General features: G+C 37.4%; 19 protein-coding genes. 8 read left to right on the top strand and 11 right to left on the bottom strand.

All coding sequences use genetic code 11. The annotated features are described in order from the left end of the window. Position 1 precedes the first annotated feature (1 nt). Genes rsmG through rimI form a run of 3 tightly spaced genes read left to right on the top strand, consistent with a single transcriptional unit; the run spans position 2 to position 1,718 of the window. Positions 2–616, top strand: a complete 615-nt coding sequence (rsmG, locus tag V4D30_RS00285; RefSeq protein ID WP_353684256.1) for a 16S rRNA (guanine(527)-N(7))-methyltransferase RsmG — start codon at positions 2–4, stop codon at positions 614–616. Then, entirely contained in the window at positions 604–1,278 is a 675-nt protein-coding gene (tsaB, locus tag V4D30_RS00280; RefSeq protein WP_353684255.1) for a tRNA (adenosine(37)-N6)-threonylcarbamoyltransferase complex dimerization subunit type 1 TsaB, read from the top strand. Before rsmG ends, tsaB begins: the two co-directional genes overlap by 13 nt. Then, positions 1,275–1,718, top strand: a complete 444-nt coding sequence (gene rimI / locus V4D30_RS00275) for a ribosomal protein S18-alanine N-acetyltransferase (protein ID WP_353684254.1) — start codon at positions 1,275–1,277, stop codon at positions 1,716–1,718. Before tsaB ends, rimI begins: the two co-directional genes overlap by 4 nt. On the opposite strand, the gene V4D30_RS00270 is transcribed toward rimI, so the two are convergent. Together V4D30_RS00270 and V4D30_RS00265 are read right to left on the bottom strand one after the other, a co-directional pair. Further along, entirely contained in the window at positions 1,712–2,707 is a 996-nt protein-coding gene (locus V4D30_RS00270) for an NAD(P)H-dependent glycerol-3-phosphate dehydrogenase (protein ID WP_353685144.1), read from the bottom strand. The two genes, rimI and V4D30_RS00270, sit on opposite strands and share 7 nt — an antisense overlap. Continuing rightward, positions 2,708–4,321, bottom strand: a complete 1,614-nt coding sequence (locus V4D30_RS00265; protein ID WP_353684253.1) for an acyl--CoA ligase — start codon at positions 4,319–4,321, stop codon at positions 2,708–2,710. A 258-nt stretch (positions 4,322–4,579) separates the two neighbouring features. Between V4D30_RS00265 and V4D30_RS00260 the strand changes: the two genes are divergently transcribed. Next, on the top strand, positions 4,580–5,497 hold the full coding sequence (locus tag V4D30_RS00260; protein WP_353684252.1) for a histone deacetylase: 918 nt from the start codon (positions 4,580–4,582) through the stop codon (positions 5,495–5,497). Here the strand turns inward: V4D30_RS00260 and V4D30_RS00255 are convergent. The 9 genes from V4D30_RS00255 to V4D30_RS00215 all read right to left on the bottom strand — a co-directional run bounded on the left by V4D30_RS00255 (position 5,494) and on the right by V4D30_RS00215 (position 16,504). Beyond that, positions 5,494–5,916 carry a PPC domain-containing DNA-binding protein gene (locus tag V4D30_RS00255; RefSeq protein WP_353684251.1) on the bottom strand — a complete coding sequence of 141 codons (423 nt, stop codon included), beginning with the start codon at positions 5,914–5,916 and terminating at the stop codon, positions 5,494–5,496. The two genes, V4D30_RS00260 and V4D30_RS00255, sit on opposite strands and share 4 nt — an antisense overlap. 1 nt (position 5,917) lies before the next feature. After that, positions 5,918–7,144: a methyl-accepting chemotaxis protein gene (locus V4D30_RS00250; protein ID WP_353684250.1), complete on the bottom strand. Its 1,227-nt coding sequence runs from the start codon at positions 7,142–7,144 to the stop codon at positions 5,918–5,920. Between the two features lie 44 nt (positions 7,145–7,188). Continuing rightward, the gene (ldhH, locus tag V4D30_RS00245; protein WP_353684249.1) at positions 7,189–9,309 is read right to left on the bottom strand and encodes an L-lactate dehydrogenase (quinone) large subunit LdhH; all 2,121 of its coding nucleotides are present in this window, start codon (positions 9,307–9,309) and stop codon (positions 7,189–7,191) included. Between the two features lie 11 nt (positions 9,310–9,320). Continuing rightward, on the bottom strand, positions 9,321–9,857 hold the full coding sequence (locus tag V4D30_RS00240; RefSeq protein ID WP_353684248.1) for a lactate utilization protein: 537 nt from the start codon (positions 9,855–9,857) through the stop codon (positions 9,321–9,323). Position 9,858: 1 nt separating this feature from the next. Continuing rightward, entirely contained in the window at positions 9,859–11,154 is a 1,296-nt protein-coding gene (locus V4D30_RS00235; protein WP_353684247.1) for a (Fe-S)-binding protein, read from the bottom strand. 1 nt (position 11,155) lies between these two features. Beyond that, complete coding sequence (locus tag V4D30_RS00230; RefSeq protein ID WP_353684246.1) at positions 11,156–12,547, bottom strand: FAD-linked oxidase C-terminal domain-containing protein; 1,392 nt, start codon at positions 12,545–12,547, stop codon at positions 11,156–11,158. Beyond that, the gene (locus tag V4D30_RS00225; RefSeq protein WP_353684245.1) at positions 12,544–14,310 is read right to left on the bottom strand and encodes a lactate permease LctP family transporter; all 1,767 of its coding nucleotides are present in this window, start codon (positions 14,308–14,310) and stop codon (positions 12,544–12,546) included. Before V4D30_RS00225 ends, V4D30_RS00230 begins: the two co-directional genes overlap by 4 nt. Before the next feature lie 92 nt (positions 14,311–14,402). Further along, complete coding sequence (argF, locus tag V4D30_RS00220; protein WP_353684244.1) at positions 14,403–15,302, bottom strand: ornithine carbamoyltransferase; 900 nt, start codon at positions 15,300–15,302, stop codon at positions 14,403–14,405. Beyond that, the gene (locus V4D30_RS00215) at positions 15,299–16,504 is read right to left on the bottom strand and encodes an acetylornithine transaminase (RefSeq protein ID WP_353684243.1); all 1,206 of its coding nucleotides are present in this window, start codon (positions 16,502–16,504) and stop codon (positions 15,299–15,301) included. The genes argF and V4D30_RS00215 overlap by 4 nt, the downstream gene beginning before the upstream one ends. A gap of 50 nt (positions 16,505–16,554) precedes the next feature. Between V4D30_RS00215 and V4D30_RS00210 the strand changes: the two genes are divergently transcribed. The 4 genes from V4D30_RS00210 to V4D30_RS00195 are packed head-to-tail and all read left to right on the top strand — an operon-like array spanning position 16,555 to position 19,161. Continuing rightward, a complete protein-coding gene (locus tag V4D30_RS00210) occupies positions 16,555–17,103 on the top strand; it encodes a 5-formyltetrahydrofolate cyclo-ligase (RefSeq protein WP_353684242.1) in 549 nt (182 codons plus the stop codon). Next, entirely contained in the window at positions 17,096–17,659 is a 564-nt protein-coding gene (gene folE, locus V4D30_RS00205; RefSeq protein WP_353684241.1) for a GTP cyclohydrolase I FolE, read from the top strand. The genes V4D30_RS00210 and folE overlap by 8 nt, the downstream gene beginning before the upstream one ends. After that, entirely contained in the window at positions 17,660–18,517 is an 858-nt protein-coding gene (gene folD, locus V4D30_RS00200; RefSeq protein ID WP_353684240.1) for a bifunctional methylenetetrahydrofolate dehydrogenase/methenyltetrahydrofolate cyclohydrolase FolD, read from the top strand. It begins immediately after the preceding gene. Next, positions 18,514–19,161 (top strand): methylenetetrahydrofolate reductase C-terminal domain-containing protein, encoded by a 648-nt coding sequence (locus V4D30_RS00195; RefSeq protein WP_353684239.1) that lies wholly within the window; start codon positions 18,514–18,516, stop codon positions 19,159–19,161. Before folD ends, V4D30_RS00195 begins: the two co-directional genes overlap by 4 nt. Position 19,162 lies beyond the last annotated feature (1 nt).

The raw sequence follows: 19,162 nt of genomic DNA, 5'->3' as shown, positions 1-19,162 counted from the left end.
CATGGAAGATTCAAAAACTTTTATAAAACAATGTTTAAATCTCAATGAGGAAGCAGTAGTTGATAAATTTTTGCTTTATACTGCAGAGCTTAAAAAATGGAACAAAGCTTACAATCTCACTTCTATTGAAGATGAGAGAGAAATAGTGGTGAAACATTTTTTAGACTCTCTTTTGTATCTGTATTTCATTCCTGAAAAACCATTGAGTATTGCAGATGTGGGAAGTGGTGCAGGTTTTCCAGGTGTGCCGATTGCTATTGTGAGAGCTGATTTAAAAATAGCATTGATTGAGCCTTCATGGAAAAAGTGTGCTTTTTTGAAAAATTTAAAGAGAAAGCTTGAGCTTTCCAATATTGAAATTTATCATGCAAAGGCTGAGGAGGTTAATGAAAAATTTGATATTGTTATGTCAAGAGCACTGTGGAGCATAAAAGAGTTTGTCCAGAGATGTAAGCATTTAGTGAAAAGCGATGGATATTTTTTAATAAGTAAATCCTTGAAAGTAGAAGATGAAATTAAAGAATTACCCAAGGATAGGATACAGACAAAGGAGTTTGACCTTCCCTGGGTAGATGGTAAAAGATATATTATTAAGATTGAAAAATGCGCATTTTAGGAATTGATACATCAACGAAATATGCAGGTTTGGCTGTTATAGAGGATGGTAACCTCATTGCTCAGTCAATTATGGAGTTTAAGGCTGCCCATTCTGAGAAGCTTCTTCCAGAGATTGCCCATATTCTTGAAGTTATGAAAATTCCCATTGAAACAATTGATTACTATTCTGTGACTGTTGGACCAGGTTCTTTTACAGGACTGAGGGTTGCAGTAAGTACATTGAAAGGATTAAGCTTTGTAACTCAAAAAAAAGTGATTCCTGTGTCCACACTTGAAGTTATTGCATGGGGAGTGCCTTGCTGTAAATATCAAATATGCCCTGTTCTTGATGCAAGAAAAAAAGAAGTCTTTACTGCTTTATTCCGATGGAATGACAACGAAATTCAACGAATTAAAGAAGATTCAGTAATGAATGTAGAGGCTTTAGCTGAGTGGATTAAAGAGGAAACATTATTTGTTGGAAGCGGTGCAGAACTGTATAAAGAAAAGCTGATAGAAAAATTTGGTAGCAATGCCCTATTTTTAAACTTCATATATTCAGTGCCGAATCCAGCAGTTGTAGCCTTTATAGCATCACAGAGAATAAATGAAGCAATTCATGCAAGAGATTTGAAACCTGTTTATCTAAGGAAATCAGAAGCAGAAATAAAGTTTGGATGAAATTAATAATAAGAAAGCTTAAAGAAGAAGACTTTCCAGCAGTCATTGAAATCTCAAAACAGAGTTTTTCTCTTCCGTGGTCTTTAAAATCCTTTATAAGCGAACTTTTAAATCCTCAATCCATTCTTAAAGTTGCTGAATTTAATGAAGAAATTGCAGGATATATAGTTTTGCGAAAAATACTGGATGAAGCAGAACTGCTTTCAATTGCTGTAAAACCTGAACTGAGAAGACGAGGAATTGCAACGGAACTTATAAGGAATGTTATGGATGAGATAAAACACTCTGTAAAATCCTGTTTTCTTGAAGTAAGGATATCAAATACACAGGCAATCAGTTTTTATGAAAAAATGGGATTTAAAAAGGTGGGAGTAAGAAAAAAATACTATGTTTTACCTGAAGAAGATGCCGTTATTATGAAAATTGATTTAAATCAATAAAACTCTGGCTTTAAAGTTCTATTCATCAGATCCCATGCTGCCTGTTGGGGTGATTTGCCTTCATAAATAACCTGATATACTTCAGAAGTAATTGGCATCTCCACATCAAGTTTTTTTGAAAGCTGCATCAAGGAAAGGCTTGTCTCAACCCCCTCTGCAACTCCTCGCATGCTTTTTGAAATCTCTTGCAATGATTCTCCTCTGCCAAGCCTGTATCCAACAGTGAAGTTTCTTGATAGCTTTGATGTGCATGTGAGGAAGAGGTCTCCAAGTCCGCTTAATCCTGAGAAGGTTATTTCTTTTGCTCCCATTTTTTTACCAAGCCTTATGATCTCGTGTAATCCCCTTGTAATAAGCGCTGCTCTTGCATTATTGCCAAGTTCAAGAGCATCACATATACCAGCAGCAATTGCGATAACATTTTTTACAGCTCCTCCGATTTCTGCTCCAAGAGGATCATCGTGTTCATATACGCGAAAATAAGGAGTGCTGAAGATTTCTTGTAAAAGCAGTCTCAGTGTTTTGTCTTCACCAGAGATTGTTACAGCTGTGGGTTTTTCTTGAGCAACTTCAATTGCAAAGGAAGGACCTGAAAGTACATAAACGTTTTTATTCAGAATTTCTTCAAGAATCATTGAAGGTGTTTTTAAAGTTTCTTTTTCTATACCCTTTGAGGCACTTACAATTATATTTTCATCGTTTAATTTACCTTTTAAAGGAGCAAAAACAGACCGTATATGCTGAGTTGGAACAACATTTACAATAAATCGGGCTTTTTTTATCGCTTCAAATATATCATCAGTGGCAGTTAAGCTATCTGGTAGCTTAATCTCAGGTAAATACAGAGGATTTTCTTTTTTATAATTAACAGCATCGGCAATCTCTTTTTCTCTTGCCCAGATTATTACATCAAATCCTTTTTTAGAGAGAAGACAAGCAAGGGTTGTTCCCCAGCTTCCCGCTCCTATGATTGCTATGTATGACATAATTTATTTTAACTTACCAAACTCTTTCAGTTTGAGCTCCTTTCTTTTTATTTTACCACTTATTGTTTTTGGGAGTTCATCAACAAACTCTATTTTTCTCGGATATTTGTATGGTGCGGTCTCCTTTTTTACAAACTCTTGGATTTCTTTAACAAGGCTCTCAGAAGGTTCATAATCCTGCGTAAGAACAATAAATGCTTTAACTACCTCTCCTCTAACTTCATCAGGACTTGCCACAACAGCAGCCTCTTTTACAGCAGGATGTTTAATAAGAGCGCTTTCAACTTCAAAAGGACCAATACGGTATCCTGCACTTATAATAACATCATCTTCTCTGCCCACAAACCAGAAATATCCATCTCTGTCTTTATATCCACGGTCTCTTGTATAGTACCATTCACCTCTAAATGCAGCAGCCATTTCTAATTTGTCACCGATATATTCCTGAAAGAGTCCAACAGGTCTTTGAGGACTTATCTTAATTGCAATATTTCCCTCAGTATCAGGAGGAAGAGGCTTACCGTCGTCATCAACTATATCCATTTCAAAACCTGGTGTGGAAAGTCCTGTTGCTCCTGGTTTCATGGGAATAAATCTTAGCATGGCAAGAGTATTTACTGTTTCTGTTTGTCCGTATCCGTTGTAAATATACTCTCCTGTTGCTTCTTTCCATAAATTAATTATTTCAGGATTTAAAGGCTCACCAGCCGCAACAAAGTGCCTTACTGTCTTAAATTTCAATTCATTCAAAGGAATTTCCTTAACAATCATTCTATAAGCAGTAGGAGGTCCGCACAGAGTGTTTATCTCATATTTTTTTAATGTTTCCACAATCAGTGATGGTGAAAACTTACCCTTTCTGTAATAGCTAAAAACTGTGGCTCCCATGTTCCACGGTCCAAAAAAGCTTGACCATGCTGCTTTTGCCCAGCCTGTGTCAGAGATGTTCCAGTGAATATCACCGGGCTTTAAATCAAGCCAGAACTTTCCTGTTATTATATGGGCAAGAGGATAACTTACCTGAGTATGAAGAACCATTTTAGGTAATCCCGTTGTGCCAGAGGTGAAAAATATAAATGCCGGGTCACTGGAGAATGTTCTTTCGCCAATAAAGGCATCACTACTTAAAAGTTCTCCATATTTATGCCATCCTGGTTGATTATCTGTATTTATTAAAATTACATCTTTCCCATATTTATTAACAGCTTCTTCAATCTTTGGTGCATTCTCACTATCTGATATAACAGCTTTAATCTGAGCCGCACTGAGTCTGTATTCAATATCTTTTGCAGTAAGTAGCGTTGTTCCAGGAATTGCAACAGCATTAATTCTCATAGCTGCAAGAACAATTACCCACCATTCAGGTTTATTGGGAAGAAGTATTAAAACTTTATCTCCTTTATTTATTCCAAGCTTTTTAAAGCCTCCTGCGAGTTTACTGGAAAGCTGGGTTAAGTCATTAAAGCTGAAAGTTTTCACCTCGTTGCCGTCTGTCCATACCAGAGCTTTTTTATCGCCCCATCTGTCAAAGACATCAAGAGGAAATGAAAATTTCTCTGGAACATTGAGTTTAAAGTTTTTGATTTCTTCGTAGTACTTTTTCATAGCTTCTTGCATAGTAACCTCCATTGTAGTTTATATAATCTAAAATCATAAAATAAAAGAGCTAAAAGTTTCAAATGGTTTTACTGACATCTGAAATTGTAGTCAGAGTTAACAAAACATTACATCTGCTGTCAGAATGACAAATTATGGCAGGCTAATAATTTTGATTTGCAAATACAATCGGTTTCATAATATTATAAAAATAAAAATGGGAATACATGGATATTTTGAATTTTGATGAGACAAAATAATAAAAAGTGATTATCATTTATGGATAAAAAGGTTGCATTTATTTATGATGAAATTTTCTTAAAACATGAGACTCCTTCAGGTCATCCTGAATCAAAGGATAGACTCGTTGCAATTGTTAATCATCTTAAAAACGAAGGAATATGGAATAGATTAATTCACATTAAACCAAGAAAAGCAACTGAAGAAGAACTTTCTCTGGTTCACGAATCTCACTATATTGAGCGAATAAAAAATTCTCCACCAGGTTATCTTGATCCTGATACTTATCTCAGTGAATACACCTATGAAGTTGCCTGTTATGCAGTGGGTGCTGTGCTGGATGCTGTTGACGGAGTTTTAAATAAAGATTTTGACGGAGTATTCTGTGCAGTAAGACCACCCGGACATCATGCTGAGATTGACGCTTCTATGGGATTCTGTATTTTCAATAATGTTGCTGTTGGTGCAGCCTATGCAAAAACAAAGGGAATTAAGAAGATTTTTATAATTGACATTGATGTTCATCATGGAAATGGAACTCAGCATATATTTGAGGATGACTGTTCTGTGTTTTATTTTAGTTCCCATCAGTTTCCTTTTTATCCTGGAACTGGTAGAGAGATTGAAAGAGGAAGAGGTGCAGGAGAAGGATGCACTTATAATGTACCTTTAAGGTCTGGTTCAGGCACAAAAGAGTATATGACTGTTTTTCAGGATATACTTCCGCAAAAAATAAGAGAGACAAAACCTGAACTTATTCTTGTTTCAGCAGGTTATGATATGCATAAGGATGACCCAATGAGCTATATAAATGTTTCCACTGAGGGCGTAAGAAGTATAATCAAAAGCATTCTCAGGTCATCTTATTGTCCAAAGATATTTGTTCTTGAAGGTGGTTATAATCTCAATGCTCTTTCAGAATGCGTTAAGGTAACCCTTGAAGAAATGCTGAGTTAATTTTTCCATAAAAAAAGCCCTGTTTCTTCATCAAAACCTCTGATAAAAGAATTCCCCTCCATTTCTATGATCTCAAATTCAAAAGCAAAAACTTCCGCTTCATAAAGATGTCCACCAATACATGAAAAGTCCTCTTTTGAAAGAACAATGTGAATGTGAGGAAATGGTTCACCATCTTTTATTGAAATATTTCCTTTTAATGAGACTATTTCCATTGGTTCGTTAAACTCCTGAGAAACATACTTCTTTTCACTCTGGTCATAATAGCCTATGCTGGCTTTTTTAACAGCTCCTATTCCACTTATTAGCCCAGAGGTTATCGCATTTTCTTTTAATAACTTTACAATACCTGATACAATCTCCTCACCAAGAAAAAGTCTGCCCTGTAAAACTCTTTTAACACTGAATTTTTTGATCATCCTATTCCTCCTTTATAGCTTTGTGAATTCCTATTGCAATATTTAAATCTTTACCGAGTTTTCTTATGTCAGATGCTGTTTGAGACGTCTGTTCCACTGTAGTGGCAATCTCTTTTATTCCCTCTGCAATACTTCCAATGTCCTGAGTAATATGGTCTGTAACTGAGCTCATCTCCTCTGTTGCTGAGGCTATCTGCTGTATCATGCTCTGCAGTTCCTCTGCCTTACTAAGTATCTGTCCGAGTATATTTGCAGCTTTCTGACTCAGCTCAACTCCACTTGCCACCTTCTTTGTAGCATCTTCCATCGAACCCTCTGCCACATCTACCTCTGTCTGTATCCCCCTTATCATCTCCGCTATCTCATCTGTCGCCTTTGCTGTCCTTTCTGCAAGTTTGCGAACTTCATCTGCTACAACCGCAAAACCCCGACCCTGTTCACCTGCCCTTGCTGCCTCTATTGCTGCATTCAATGCAAGCAGATTCGTCTGGTCTGCTATGTCTTTTATCACTGTAACAATCTCTCCAATCTGACGGGAACGGTCTCCTAAAACATTGATTACCTCTGAAAGCTTCTGTATGGCACCTTCTATTACTTTTATCTCCTTTGCAGTATTAAGTGTCATGTCTCTTCCATCTTTTGCCACACTGGCTGTTGTAACAGAAACTTCTGCTATCTGTGATGCATTCTTTGCTATGTCAACCACTGTCTGGCTCATCTCCTCAGCAGCAGATGCAATCTGACTTGCACGCTCTGTCTGGGATTTGAGATTTCTGGATATCTCTTCTGTTTTTGCTGAAAGCTCTTCAGATGATAATGCAAGAGAATCGGATATCCTTTTTGATTCTGCAAAAAATTTCCTGCGTTTTAGAATAATCTCTTGTAAAATCTGACAGGCATTACCGAGTTCGTCTCTACAGTAGACATTAATATCTACTGTAAAATCGCCTTTATTAAGAGTAGCAAGAACTGATTTAAGCTCTATCGCTGATTTTCTAATGGATTGAGAAATGGAAATAGCAAGGAAAAATCCAATTAATGTCGTAAATAATGCAATTCCTGTAATTAAAAGGCAAATTGTTTTTATTGTAGTTAAAACATTCTCATCTTTCAATGATTGAATTTGAACGAAACCAACCAAACCTAAAACCGCAATTAAAATAAGAGAAGTAATGACAATTCCGAATCCAATACCGAGTTTTTTACCAATTGAGAGATCTCCTAACATATACATCCTCCTGTGGTTGTTTTGAGCGTTCTATTATAAATTTCTCATTTAATTCTTTCAGCAAGAACTACCAGTGAGTGTTTTACTTCTATCTGAAGTCCCTCTTTATCAATTCCTCCTCTTATTTGCATGACACAGCCAGGGCAATCTGTGCAAACAAGCTTTGTTTCCGTTTTTTTGATATTTTCAAGCTTTCTTCTAAGTATGGTGCCTGATATTTCAGGAAATTTCAGTGAATAACTTCCACCCATTCCACAACATGTGTCAGACTCAAACATTTCAACGAGTTTAAGCCCTGCTGAAATAAGGCTCTCTCTTGGCTCCTGAGATATATTAAGACTTCTTATAAGATGGCAGGGATCATGATAGGTGAAGGTGATTTCAGGAAGTTCTTTAAATTTAATTCTGCCACCCTTTATGAGCTTATTGACTAACTCAGAGGCATCAAATACCTTTTCCGCAAGCCTTTGAGCGGAGCTTATTAATTTTTCATTATAGTTCTGTTCCTTTATGTCCTTAATAAACTGTTTTTTAAGTGCCACAGTGCATGTTGGGCAGGCAGATACAACATAGTCTGCATCCACACTTAAAAGTGCTTCCACATTCTGTTTTGAATTGTTTGCTGCCACATCCATTACACCAGAGTATCTTGCAGGTGCACCACAGCATGTTTGCTCATCTGGAAACAGAACTTCTATGCCTGCAGCATTAAGCAGTTTAACAAGGGCTTCTCCAACTTCAGGATAGGCAAAATCAATAAGGCAACCTGCAAAGAATACAGCCTTGATTTTTGATTCTGGCTGTTTCATTTTTTTGAATCTATCTCTGAAAGGAACATCCGCAATAGCAGGCAGGCTTCTTTCCTGAGTTAATTCTGACAGAAAGAATGGAAGATGCCTTATAAGTCCCTTTGATTCAAAGGGTTTTTGAAGTTTTGATGCCGCTCTCAGTATGGAATGAAATAATTTTCTGTTGTTTACGACAGAATATATTGCTTTTGTTTTAAAACTCAATCCCTCTTCTTTTGCAAGTCTCTTCCTTATCTCTAAGATAAGTTCTGGAATATTTATCTTACCTGGACATACCTTAACACAGTTTCCACATTGAATACAGAGTCCCTGAATATCCTTTGAAGCTCTGAGCCCTTCTGTCCATGCTGTGAGAATTGTTCCAATTCCACCTGTATAAACCTTTCCAAAAACATGTCCACCAATAAGTCTAAATACAGGACATACATTGAGACATGAGGCACAGCGTATGCATTGCAGAGTTTGTTTAAAAATCGGGTCTTTTGCTATGGCACTACGGTTGTTGTCAAAAAGTATTATATGAAACTCCTTCTGAGAGCCATCTATGTGCGTATAGGGTCTGCTAACAAAGGAGATGTAACTTGTAATAAGCTGGGCAGTTGCACTTCTGGGAAGAGCTTTTATAATTGGAAATATATCCTCCATTTTTGCCACAAGTTTTTCCACGCCAACCACAGCCACATGAATCTTAGGTAAAGTCATTGTAAGACGACCGTTACCTTCATTGGTGAATATAACAATCGTTCCTGTTTCTGCAATAGCTATATTTGCTCCTGTAATACCCATATCTGCAGCAAGAAATTTTCTTCTTAAATGTTTTCTTGCGAATTTAACCATCTGGGCAATATCTGGCTCAACAGGTTCAACCTTCTTTGTAAAAACATCGGAAACATCATATCTTGTAAGGTGTATTGCAGGAAGCACCATGTGAGAAGGTCTCTGACCTGCAAGCTGAATAATCCACTCTCCTAAGTCTGTTTCATCAACTTCAATGCCCTCTTGTCTTAGATACTTATTAAGATGAATCTCCTCTGTTGCCATTGATTTTGATTTTACAATGCTTTTTACATTGTTTTTCTTTGCCAGTTCAATTATGTAATTTCTCACCTCATCCGGGCTTTTTGTATAGAAAACCTTTGCTCCGTTTGCCTGAGCAGATTTAATAAAAGTTTGCACAACTTTATCAAGATGCTCTGCCACATAGGCTTTGGCAGAGGCTATTTTTTCTCTTATTTCCTCAAAATCAAGTCCCTCATAGGCTTTACGCCTGCTTACAGCATAGGCTTCTGAAAATCTCGTTAATGCTCCACCAAGGTTTGCGTTGGATAGAGCTTTTCTTATCTCCTCCTTAATCACTTATAAACCTCCTAAAAATTTTCAACACAAAGAATAACAACCCTTTCAGGTCCATGTACCCCGATTGTAAGAACTCTTTCTATATCAGCAGTTCTGCTTGGACCACTTATTACTGTCATATATGGAATTTTGTTAATTTCTATCTGTTTAAATACTGACTCCATGTCAGGTAAAATCTTCTTCATTGGAAGGATTGCTATATGAATTTCAGGTAAAGTGGAACAGAGTCTTTTTGAGACATTCTCTGATATTTCAACAAGGCTTCCTGTCTCTGCAATTCCAAAATCAGCCTGATTTATCCCTATTTTTGCTGATGTTGCTGAATTGAGATCTATGTTGAACTCAATTTGAGGAAGCTCTTTTTGCAATGTATCTTTATCAACTCCTTCAAGGAATTCGGAATCACACCATACCACTCCCTTTGAAATTTTATTTGGAGTATTCTGCTTAATAAAATCCTTTATGAAATCAAGAGCCTCTGCTTTACTGCTGAATTTGTGTACTTCTGCATTTATTGCCTCTGCCTTTTGTTTAAAAAGCTCAAACACATTATGCCTCCTCTTTTTTATATGCCTTAGCCAGCAAATTAACTGTATGCAAAACTTTACAGTTTCCATTCCATCTTCGGATTCCTTCAAAAAGTTCCATCATACAGGCAGGACATCCTGTGCAGACCACATCTGCCTGAGTCTGCTTTATATCCTCTGTCTTAGCCTGAGCAATTTTTAAAGCAGTCTCAGCATGAGTTAAATGATAACTGCCACCACTACCGCAGCAGGCATCAGGTTTTTTCATCTCTACAAGACTCACACCCGGTATCATTTTAAGTAACTGTCTTGGCTCATTAAATACCTTCATTGATTTTTTAAGGTGACATGGATCATGATAGGTAACTTTTAGCTCCACTTTCCCCTTTGGTGGCTCAAATTTAATGACTTTCAAAAGAAATATTGAAATATCGTAAACTCTCTCAGCCCATTTTTTTGCCATTTCCTCATATTCTGTTGCTTCAAGAATAATTGGATATTCATGCTTAATGGCGCTTCCACAGGAGCCACATACTGTGACAATATACTGGGCAGCAGTTTTTTCAAAGACATCAAGATTTTTCTTTGCAAGCTGTCTTGCTGTTTCAATATCTCCGTGAACCATTACAGGCATTCCACAGCAGTTCTGATTTTTTGGAGTTATAACTGTAACATTGTTTCTCTTAAGCACATAAATCAGGTCTTCACCAACCTCTGGATAAAAATAGTTAACAGAACAGCCTGTGAAAAATATTACAGTTGCCTGGGGATTTTCTACATTTATGACTTCAGAGACCTTATCCCTGAAGCTTTCTTTGCTGAGTTCTGGTAAGACGAAATCACTATCAAATCTCTTCCCGAACTGTTTTAAAAATCCTCTTGGTGCACGTATTTTTTCTCCTTCTTTTGTAAGAAAAAATCCCTGCATGGCTGCAAAGGCTTTCATGCCTCTGTCAAAAAGCTCTGGATTTTTCAACAATCCAAAAAGAGCTTTTTTCACAAAGGGAATTCCTTTTTTTCTTGCAATAGCTGCTCTAAGTCCAAGAATAATTCTGTCAAATCTTACGCCAGAAGGACATGCAAGCATGCAGGATTTGCATACAAGACAGTTGAAAATGAGTTTCACAAGGGTTTCATCATCTATATTAATTTTGTCATCAATAATTGCCTCTCCAAGGGCAATTTTACCGCGAGCAACAGAGGATTCCTTTTTTTCCACATTGTAAACGGGACATACGGACATGCAATTGCCGCATTTCATGCATCTGAGCAGCTCTTTTTTTAAAGTTGAGATATCATCAAAGACTGTTTTAGCCACTTTATTCCTCCAGAGGAACAAGCTTTCCGGGATTTAATATATTGTCAGGATCAAGTGCCTGCTTGATTCTGCGCATTGTTTCAACGCCGGAGCGTCCGATTTCGTTTTTGAGATACTTGATCTTTGCCACTCCAATTCCATGTTCTCCAGAAAGAGTGCCACCAAAAGACAGCGCCACTTCAAATATTTCATCAACTGCTTTATGAAGTCTTTCCATCTCATCCTTATCAAGGGGATCTATCAGAATTGTTGGATGAAGATTACCATCCCCTGCATGACCAAATGTTCCAATCATTAAATTGTACTTTTTGGCAATATTTTGAATTGAAACCAGCATGTCAACAATCTTTGTTCTTGGAACAGTGGCGTCTTCAAGCACTGTTGCAGGTTTTACCTGAGCAAGGGCTGGTAATGCTGCTCTTCGGGCTGCCCAGAGGGCGTCTCTTTCTGCATCAGTTTCCGCTATTTTATATCTTCCATTGTTCTGTTTTATTATTTCAACGCATTTTTGCGCTTCCCACTCAACAGAATCTTTACCCATGCCATCAACTTCTATGAGTAGCAGAGCTTCCACATCAGTGGGAAGTCCTACTTTTGCATAGTTTTCCACAGTCTGAATGGTGACTTTGTCCATTATTTCAAGAGTTGCAGGAATTACATGATTTCGAACAATATCAGTAACAGTTTTTCCAGCATCTTCAAGCCTGTCAAAGAATGCAATCATTGATTTACGATATTTTGGTGCAGGAATGAGTTTGCATATTATTTCAGTAATTATTCCAAGTGTTCCTTCAGAGCCAACAAAAAGACTTGTAAAATCATAGGCTGTAACATTTTTTACTGTTTTTCCACCATAACGGAAAACCTCTCCTGTTGGAAGCACAACTTCCATTCCCATTATGTAGTGCTTTGTCACTCCGTATTTCAATCCTCGTAATCCTCCAGAGTTTTCAGCCACTGAGCCACCAACTGTTGCAGTTGCCATAGAGCCGGGATCTGGTGGATAAAGAAGTCCATATTTTGCAACAGCATTGTTCAAATCAGCGATAATAACTCCGGGCTGAACAGTTGCTGTTAAGTTGTCAGGATCAATCTCCAGAATTTTATTCATCTTTTGAAAGGAAATAACAACTCCTCTGCTTAGAGGCACAGGTCCTCCACTTAGGCATGTTCCTGCACCTCTTGGATATATTGGTGTTTTTGTCTGCCTTGCAAGAAATATGAGTTCCTGAATCTGTTTTGTATTTTCAGGGAAAACAACCACCCCGGGGATTTCCCGAGGAATCCCGGGGGTGGCATCATAGCTATAAGTTATCAATTCTGCTTTATCAGTGATAACATTTTCCGGACCGAAAATATTTCTACACTTATTTATGAAGTTGCTATCAATCATTTTACAGCTCCTCTTCCAACAACTCTTGAAATTATCACAATAAATATTGAAACTGCAAATGTAATAATAAGGTAATTAATTCCTTGTGCAGGAATTCCTGTGGAAGCAGCAGGTTTTGCTGCTGCAGCTGCTTGTACGACCTGCTCCCAGTGAGGGATCATCCATGTAAATACATATGCCTGAAGCATTGCAAGCACTCCCATGATGAAGGTAAGGATTATGGAGTGTTTGAGAGTAAATCTAAAAATATCACCTTCATGTCCAACATATCCAGTTGCTGCAGTTGCTACTGCTATTGATTGAGGAGAAATCATCTTTCCAAAAACACCACCGGATGAGTTTGATGCCACTGTAAGAACAGGATCAACTCCAATCTGGCGGGCAGTAACTTCCTGAAGCTTTCCAAAAAGAGCATTCGACGATGTATCTGAACCTGTCATGAAAACTCCAAGCCAGCCAAGAAATGCTGCAAAGAATGGGAAAATTGCTCCTGTTGATGCAAAGGCATAACCAAGAGTAATCGCCATTCCTGAGAAGTTATAAAGATAGGCAAATCCAAGAATTGTTCCAATTGTTACGATAGGCCACTTAAGCTGATTAAGAGTCCGTCCAGCAACCCTGAGAGCTGTTCCAATTGATGCTCCCATTACTGGAATTGAAAGAATTCCTGCAAAAAGAATTGCAGTTCCTGCTGCTGAAAGAATATTAAATACATAAACAGCAGCCTTTGGTTTCCCAAGATGATCTATAACTTCTTTATCAAGACCTGTTATCGGGAATTTTATTGTTAAAAGTTGATCCAGTGCTGCTTTAATTGGCTTTACTCCCCATGCAGCAACGAAAATTGAAAGAAGAATAAAGGGTGCCCATGCTCTAAAGACCTGTCCTGCAGTAAATTCAAGTTTTGCTCTTCCTGTTGCTGCTGCTTCATGTTCAAAGGTCCAGGATTCCTTTGGATGCCATATTTTAGCAAATATTACTGTCGCAATAATAGAAACAATTGATGAAAGAATGTCTGGTAGATAAGGACCAATATAATTGGATACTAAAAACTGTGTTAATGCAAAAGAACCACCACTTACTAAAAGAATAGGCCAAATTTCAACAGCTTTTTTCCATCCAGCCATAACAACAGCCATATAAAATGGAACAATAATGCTGAAAAATGGAAGCTGTCTTCCCACCATCTTACTCATTGCCATCATATCAACGCCAGAGACTGCTGAGCCAACAACAATAGGAATTCCAATTGCACCGAAGGCAACAGGTGCTGTGTTTGCAATAAGACAGATACCTGCAGCATAAATTGGATTGAATCCCAATCCTGCAAGCATTGCAGCTGAGATTGCCACAGGTGTTCCAAATCCTGCAGCACCTTCAAGAAATGCACCAAAAGAGTAAGCAATAATTACTGCCTGAACTCTTCTGTCATCGGAGATCGCAGCCAGCGAGTTCTTGATAACTTCAAACTGTTTTGTTTCAACGGAAAGATTATAAATATAAACTGCTGTAACAACGATCCAGCAAACAGGCCACAGACCGAAAAGAAAACCATTAAAAACTGAAAGAACAGAAAGATTCACTGGCATTCCATAGGCAACAATTGAGATCAAAACAGCAATGGCTACAGCTGAGATTGCTGCCCAGTGCCCTTTCATTCTCTTGTAGGCAAGTGCCCAGAAGAGATAAAGAATAGGCACTGCCGCAACCAGAGCACTTAAGGCAAGACTACCCAATGGATTGATGTCCATTTTCCAGGGCATAGCTTAACCTCCTTAAAAAGTTTTTAATAAATTATCTACAATTTATAGGAGGTTGTAAATCAGAAAAATCTTACACAATTGTAGGAAAATTCCTACATGATAAGCAAAAATTCAAGAATTGCCTTTGAGGTATGGAGTCTATTTTCTGCTTGCTCAAGGACAACGCTCCGAGGTCCGTCAAGCACTTCATCAGTGATCTCTTCTCCTCTGTGAGCTGGTAGACAGTGCATCACAATGGCGTCAGGTTTTGCATGTTTTAATAGCTCGTTGTTTACCTGAAAATCTTTCAATTTTCTTTTCTTTTCAATGTTTTCTTCTTCACCCATACTAAGCCATACATCAGTATATATTGCATCAGCCATTTTAACAGCCTCTTCTGGATTGTTAAAGATTTTTACTTCAGTATAAGCTTTTGCCTTTTCAACTACTTCTTCTGAAGGCTCAAACCCTTCAGGTGTTGCTACATGAATTTTCACTCCCGTTAAAGCACTTGCTTCAATTAAAGAGTTTGCCACATTGTTTCCGTCTCCCACATAGGCAAGCTTAATTCCTTCAAAACTTCCCTTTTTTTCCAAAATTGTCATCATGTCTGCCATTGCCTGACAGGGATGGTGTTCATCTGTTAAAGCATTTATCACTGGAACAGTTGACCACTTTGCAAACTCTTCAATTATACTATGAGAAAATGTTCTGATTACTATGCAGTCAAGATATCTTGAAAGCACCTCTGCAGTGTCTCTTATCGTTTCTCCTCGTGAAAGCTGCAGTTCCCTTGAGCTTAAACACACAGAATGTCCACCAAGTTGATACACCGCAACTTCAAAAGAAACCCTTGTTCTGGTGGATGGTTTTTCAAAAATCATTCCTACGCTTTTTCCAATGAGAGGACATTTTGAAAACTCTTTATTTGATTTAAACTCAATTGCTCTATTTATCAATGAAATAAACTCATCTCTGTTTAAATCAAAAACTCTGAGATAATCTCTTTTCACTGTGAGACCTCCCTCAATGCCTTATCAAAAATAGAGATTGCTTCATCCACATCATCTTTTTCAATTATTAAGGGTGGAGTAAATCTAATAACAGAACCATCTCCTGCCAGTCCTACTAAAAGTCCCTTTTCCATACATTTTTTAACAATCTGAGCTCCATTCTGTGTTAACTCTATGCCAATTAAAAGTCCCATGCCTCTTATTTCTTTAATCATTTCCGAATATTTTTCTTTTAATACACTCAGCTTTTTCATGAAATACTTTGCAATTCGCTGGCAGTAGTCAAGAAGATAACCATCTTCAAGCAATGTCTCAAGAGTTGCCACTGCAGCCGCACAGGCAACAGGATTTCCACCAAATGTGGAAGCATGGGTTTTTGGAGCAAAAGCCTGAGCAATTTCTTCTCGTGCAAGTATTGCTCCAATAGGTATTCCTCCCCCAAGACCTTTTGCAAGAGTCATTATGTCAGGTTGCATTTCAAAGTGTTCATAGGCAAATAGTTTGCCTGTTCGCCCAATTCCTGTCTGAACCTCATCAAGAATAAGAAGAATTTGATGTTTATTACAAATCTCCCGAACTTTCTTAAGATAGCTCTTATCTGCAATGTTAACTCCTCCTTCTGCCTGAATCGGCTCAAGAATTACAGCACAGGTTTTCTCTGTAATTGCTTTTTCTATGGCTTCTGCATCATTAAAGGGAACAAATTTTACTCCAGGGAGCAATGGCTCAAATCCATGATGATATTTTTCCTGTCCTGTTACACTGAGACTTCCAAAGCTTCTTCCATGAAAAGAATTTTCTGCTGCAATAAATTCGTATCGCTGCTCACCAAATTTATTTTTCATGTATATTCTTGCAAGTTTAAGAGCACCCTCATTTGCTTCAGTTCCAGAATTGCAGAAGAAAACCCTGTCTGCAAAGGAGTTTTCAATTAAAATTTTTGCAAGTTTTATCTGAGGCTCTGTATAGTAAAGATTTGATACATGTATCAATCTCTGCACCTGTTTTTGAACTGCAATTACGACTTTTCTCGGACAGTGTCCAAGCACATTGACAGCAATACCAGCAAGACAATCAATGTATTCTTTTCCATTAACATCCCATACTCTTACACCCCTGCCCTTTCTTAAAACAACAGGAAATCTTGCATATGTTGGCATTAAAAATTTTTCAGTGAATTCTATGATTTCTCTGGCTTCCATAAAGCTTTATAATACCATAAAAAAGCCTGTTAATGGTATAATTTTAAATTATGAAAAAAGAAGTCAGGAAAAAAATGCTGGAGCTGAGAAACAAAATTCCGCAAGATTTAAAAACCAGAAAGGATGAAAAAATTGCTTTAAAATTCATTGAGTTTTTGAAAGAAAGACATATAAAATCTGTACTTCTTTATGCATCCTTTGGAAGTGAGGTTGACACATGGAGAATTTTTGAATACTGTAAAAAACTCTCAATAAAAACCGCTTTTCCTAAGGTAAAGGAAAAAATTTTAGAAATCTACTGGGTAAAGGAACGCTCTGAACTGACTAAGGGTTATAAATCAATTCTTGAGCCCTGTAATGCTCAAAAAGCTCAGCTTGAAGATGTTGAAGTTATTGCCGTGCCCGGGTTGGCTTTTGATAAAAACTGCTTCAGAATTGGATATGGCGGAGGATTTTATGATAAGCTTCTTTGTAGAAAAAAAGGTATAGCAGCAGGATTGGCATATGAAGAGCAAATCATAGATAAATTACCTGTAGAATTACACGATGTAAAAGTTGACTTAATAATAACTGATGAAAGGGTGATAAACTGTGTTTGACAGAGAAAAAATAAAAAAAGGCGTCCGACTTATTCTTGAGGGAATTGGTGAAAATCCTGAAAGAGAGGGACTTATTGAAACTCCTGAGCGCATTGCAAGGATGTGTGAAGAAATCTTTAAAGGGCTTGAACCTCCTGAGGAAGAATTGCTCAAATGCATTGAAGGAGCAACACACGATGAAATGGTTCTTTTAAAAGATATACCTTTTTACTCCGTTTGTGAACATCATTTTTTACCATTTTTTGGATATGCTCATATTGCCTATATTCCAGATGGCAGAATAGTTGGATTGAGTGAGCTTCCCCGGGCACTGGATTACTTAGCAAAAAAACCCCAGGTTCAGGAAAGACTGACCAAAGAACTGGCAGATTTGATAATGGAAAAATTAAAGCCAAAGGGATGCATGGTTGTTATTGAAGCAGAGCACCTTTGCATGAGCATGAGAGGAATAAAAAAACCTGGTGCAAAAACAACTACCTCTGCTGTTAGAGGTATTTTTAGAAAAAACCAGACAACAAGACAGGAAGCTCTGGAATTAATAAACAAGGATAAATAAATGAGTGCAGAGATTATTGATGGGAAACTGCTTGCCAGTAAGATTAAAGAGGAATTGAAAAAAGAAGTCCATAATCTGAAAGATCAAGGTATTAAGCCATGCCTTGCTGTTGTGCTGGTTGGTGAGAATAAAGCCAGTCAAAAGTATGTCTCTTTTAAAGAAAAAACATGCAAGGAATTGGGCATTGAAAGCCTGGTTTATAGACTTCCTGAAAATACTGATGAAGCAAACCTGATTAAAATAATTGATGGATTAAATGATAATCCTCAGGTAAATGGAATTCTGGTTCAGTTACCTCTTCCAAAACATCTAAATCAACAAAAAATTTTAGAAAAAATAAATCCCTCTAAAGATGTTGATGGCTTTACTCCGTACTGTCTTGGAAAACTTTTAATGGATACTCCTCTGTTCATTCCGTGCACACCAAAAGGAGTTTTAAGAATGCTTGATGAATATAAAATCAATTTAGAAGGTAAAAATGCTGTTGTTGTTGGAAGAAGTATTATAGTGGGTAAGCCTCTCTCTTTGCTTTTATTAAAAAGAAACTCCACAGTTACAGTCTGCCACAGTAAAACAAAAGAGCTTCGTGAGATAACAAAAAAAGCTGATATTTTATGCGTTGCCATAGGTAAAGAAAAGTTCATTAATGCTTCAATGGTAAAGGAAGGTGCCGTTGTAATTGACATTGGAATAAATGTGACAGCTGATGGAAAAGTGGCAGGAGATGTGGCTTTTAATGAGGTAAAAGAAAAAGCTTCTTACATAACTCCTGTTCCAGGAGGAGTGGGACCAATGACAATAGCAATGCTAATGGAAAATACAATCTATGCAACTAAGCTTCAACGAGGTTTACTATGATTATAACCAGAAAAAAGGACCTCAAAGAGATTGAAGAATACATTGAAAATTTTGATAAATTTTTTCTCATAGGATGCTCGGAATGTGCAACCCTGTGCGGGACAGGCAGTGAAGAGGCAATTTTAAATTTAAAACAGTGGCTTGAAAACAATAATAAAAAAGTAACTGGTTGGATGATTGCAAAAACAGGCTGTCAGATTCTGGGAACAAAAAGAGAACTTTCTCAATACAGACAGGATATTGAGGAAGCTCAATGCATAATGGTTTTATCCTGTGGTGCTGGAACTCAGAGTATTACAGAGCTTTTTGAAGAAAAACCTGTTATTCCAGTAAATGACACACTTTTTATTGGCAACATGCGAAGACTGAGAGAATTTGAGGAAAGATGCCGTGCGTGTGGTGAATGTTTTCTTGCTATTACAGGAGTTTGCGTTGTCACCCTCTGTCCAAAATCAATGCTCAATGGTCCCTGTGGAGGATATAAAGATGGTAAATGTGAGGTGAATCCTTTGAGAAAGTGCGCATGGATTGTTGCCTACGAAATTCTTAAAAAAAGAGGGCTCATAGAAAAATTCTATGAAAATATTTTAGGTCCAAAAGACTGGTCAAAGGCTAACTCACCAAGAATGTTTAAGGAGAAGTAAG

The organism is Thermodesulfovibrio sp. 3907-1M, assembly GCF_040450955.1.
Taxonomy (GTDB): domain Bacteria; phylum Nitrospirota; class Thermodesulfovibrionia; order Thermodesulfovibrionales; family Thermodesulfovibrionaceae; genus Thermodesulfovibrio; species Thermodesulfovibrio autotrophicus.
This window is presented reverse-complemented; position numbering and strand designations above follow the sequence as displayed.

Bases quoted from the DNA above. Each gene is read 5' to 3' on its own strand.
- rsmG (WP_353684256.1), top strand. From the start codon at position 2: ATGGAAGATTCAAAAACTTTTATAAAACAATGTTTAAATCTCAATGAG.
- tsaB (WP_353684255.1), top strand. From the start codon at position 604: ATGCGCATTTTAGGAATTGATACATCAACGAAATATGCAGGTTTGGCT.
- rimI (WP_353684254.1), top strand. From the start codon at position 1,275: ATGAAATTAATAATAAGAAAGCTTAAAGAAGAAGACTTTCCAGCAGTC.
- V4D30_RS00265 (WP_353684253.1), bottom strand. From the start codon at position 4,321: ATGCAAGAAGCTATGAAAAAGTACTACGAAGAAATCAAAAACTTTAAA.
- V4D30_RS00260 (WP_353684252.1), top strand. From the start codon at position 4,580: ATGGATAAAAAGGTTGCATTTATTTATGATGAAATTTTCTTAAAACAT.
- V4D30_RS00255 (WP_353684251.1), bottom strand. From the start codon at position 5,916: ATGATCAAAAAATTCAGTGTTAAAAGAGTTTTACAGGGCAGACTTTTT.
- V4D30_RS00250 (WP_353684250.1), bottom strand. From the start codon at position 7,144: ATGTTAGGAGATCTCTCAATTGGTAAAAAACTCGGTATTGGATTCGGA.
- V4D30_RS00230 (WP_353684246.1), bottom strand. From the start codon at position 12,547: ATGATTGATAGCAACTTCATAAATAAGTGTAGAAATATTTTCGGTCCG.
- V4D30_RS00225 (WP_353684245.1), bottom strand. From the start codon at position 14,310: ATGCCCTGGAAAATGGACATCAATCCATTGGGTAGTCTTGCCTTAAGT.
- V4D30_RS00215 (WP_353684243.1), bottom strand. From the start codon at position 16,504: ATGGAAGCCAGAGAAATCATAGAATTCACTGAAAAATTTTTAATGCCA.
- V4D30_RS00210 (WP_353684242.1), top strand. From the start codon at position 16,555: ATGAAAAAAGAAGTCAGGAAAAAAATGCTGGAGCTGAGAAACAAAATT.
- folD (WP_353684240.1), top strand. From the start codon at position 17,660: ATGAGTGCAGAGATTATTGATGGGAAACTGCTTGCCAGTAAGATTAAA.
- V4D30_RS00195 (WP_353684239.1), top strand. From the start codon at position 18,514: ATGATTATAACCAGAAAAAAGGACCTCAAAGAGATTGAAGAATACATT.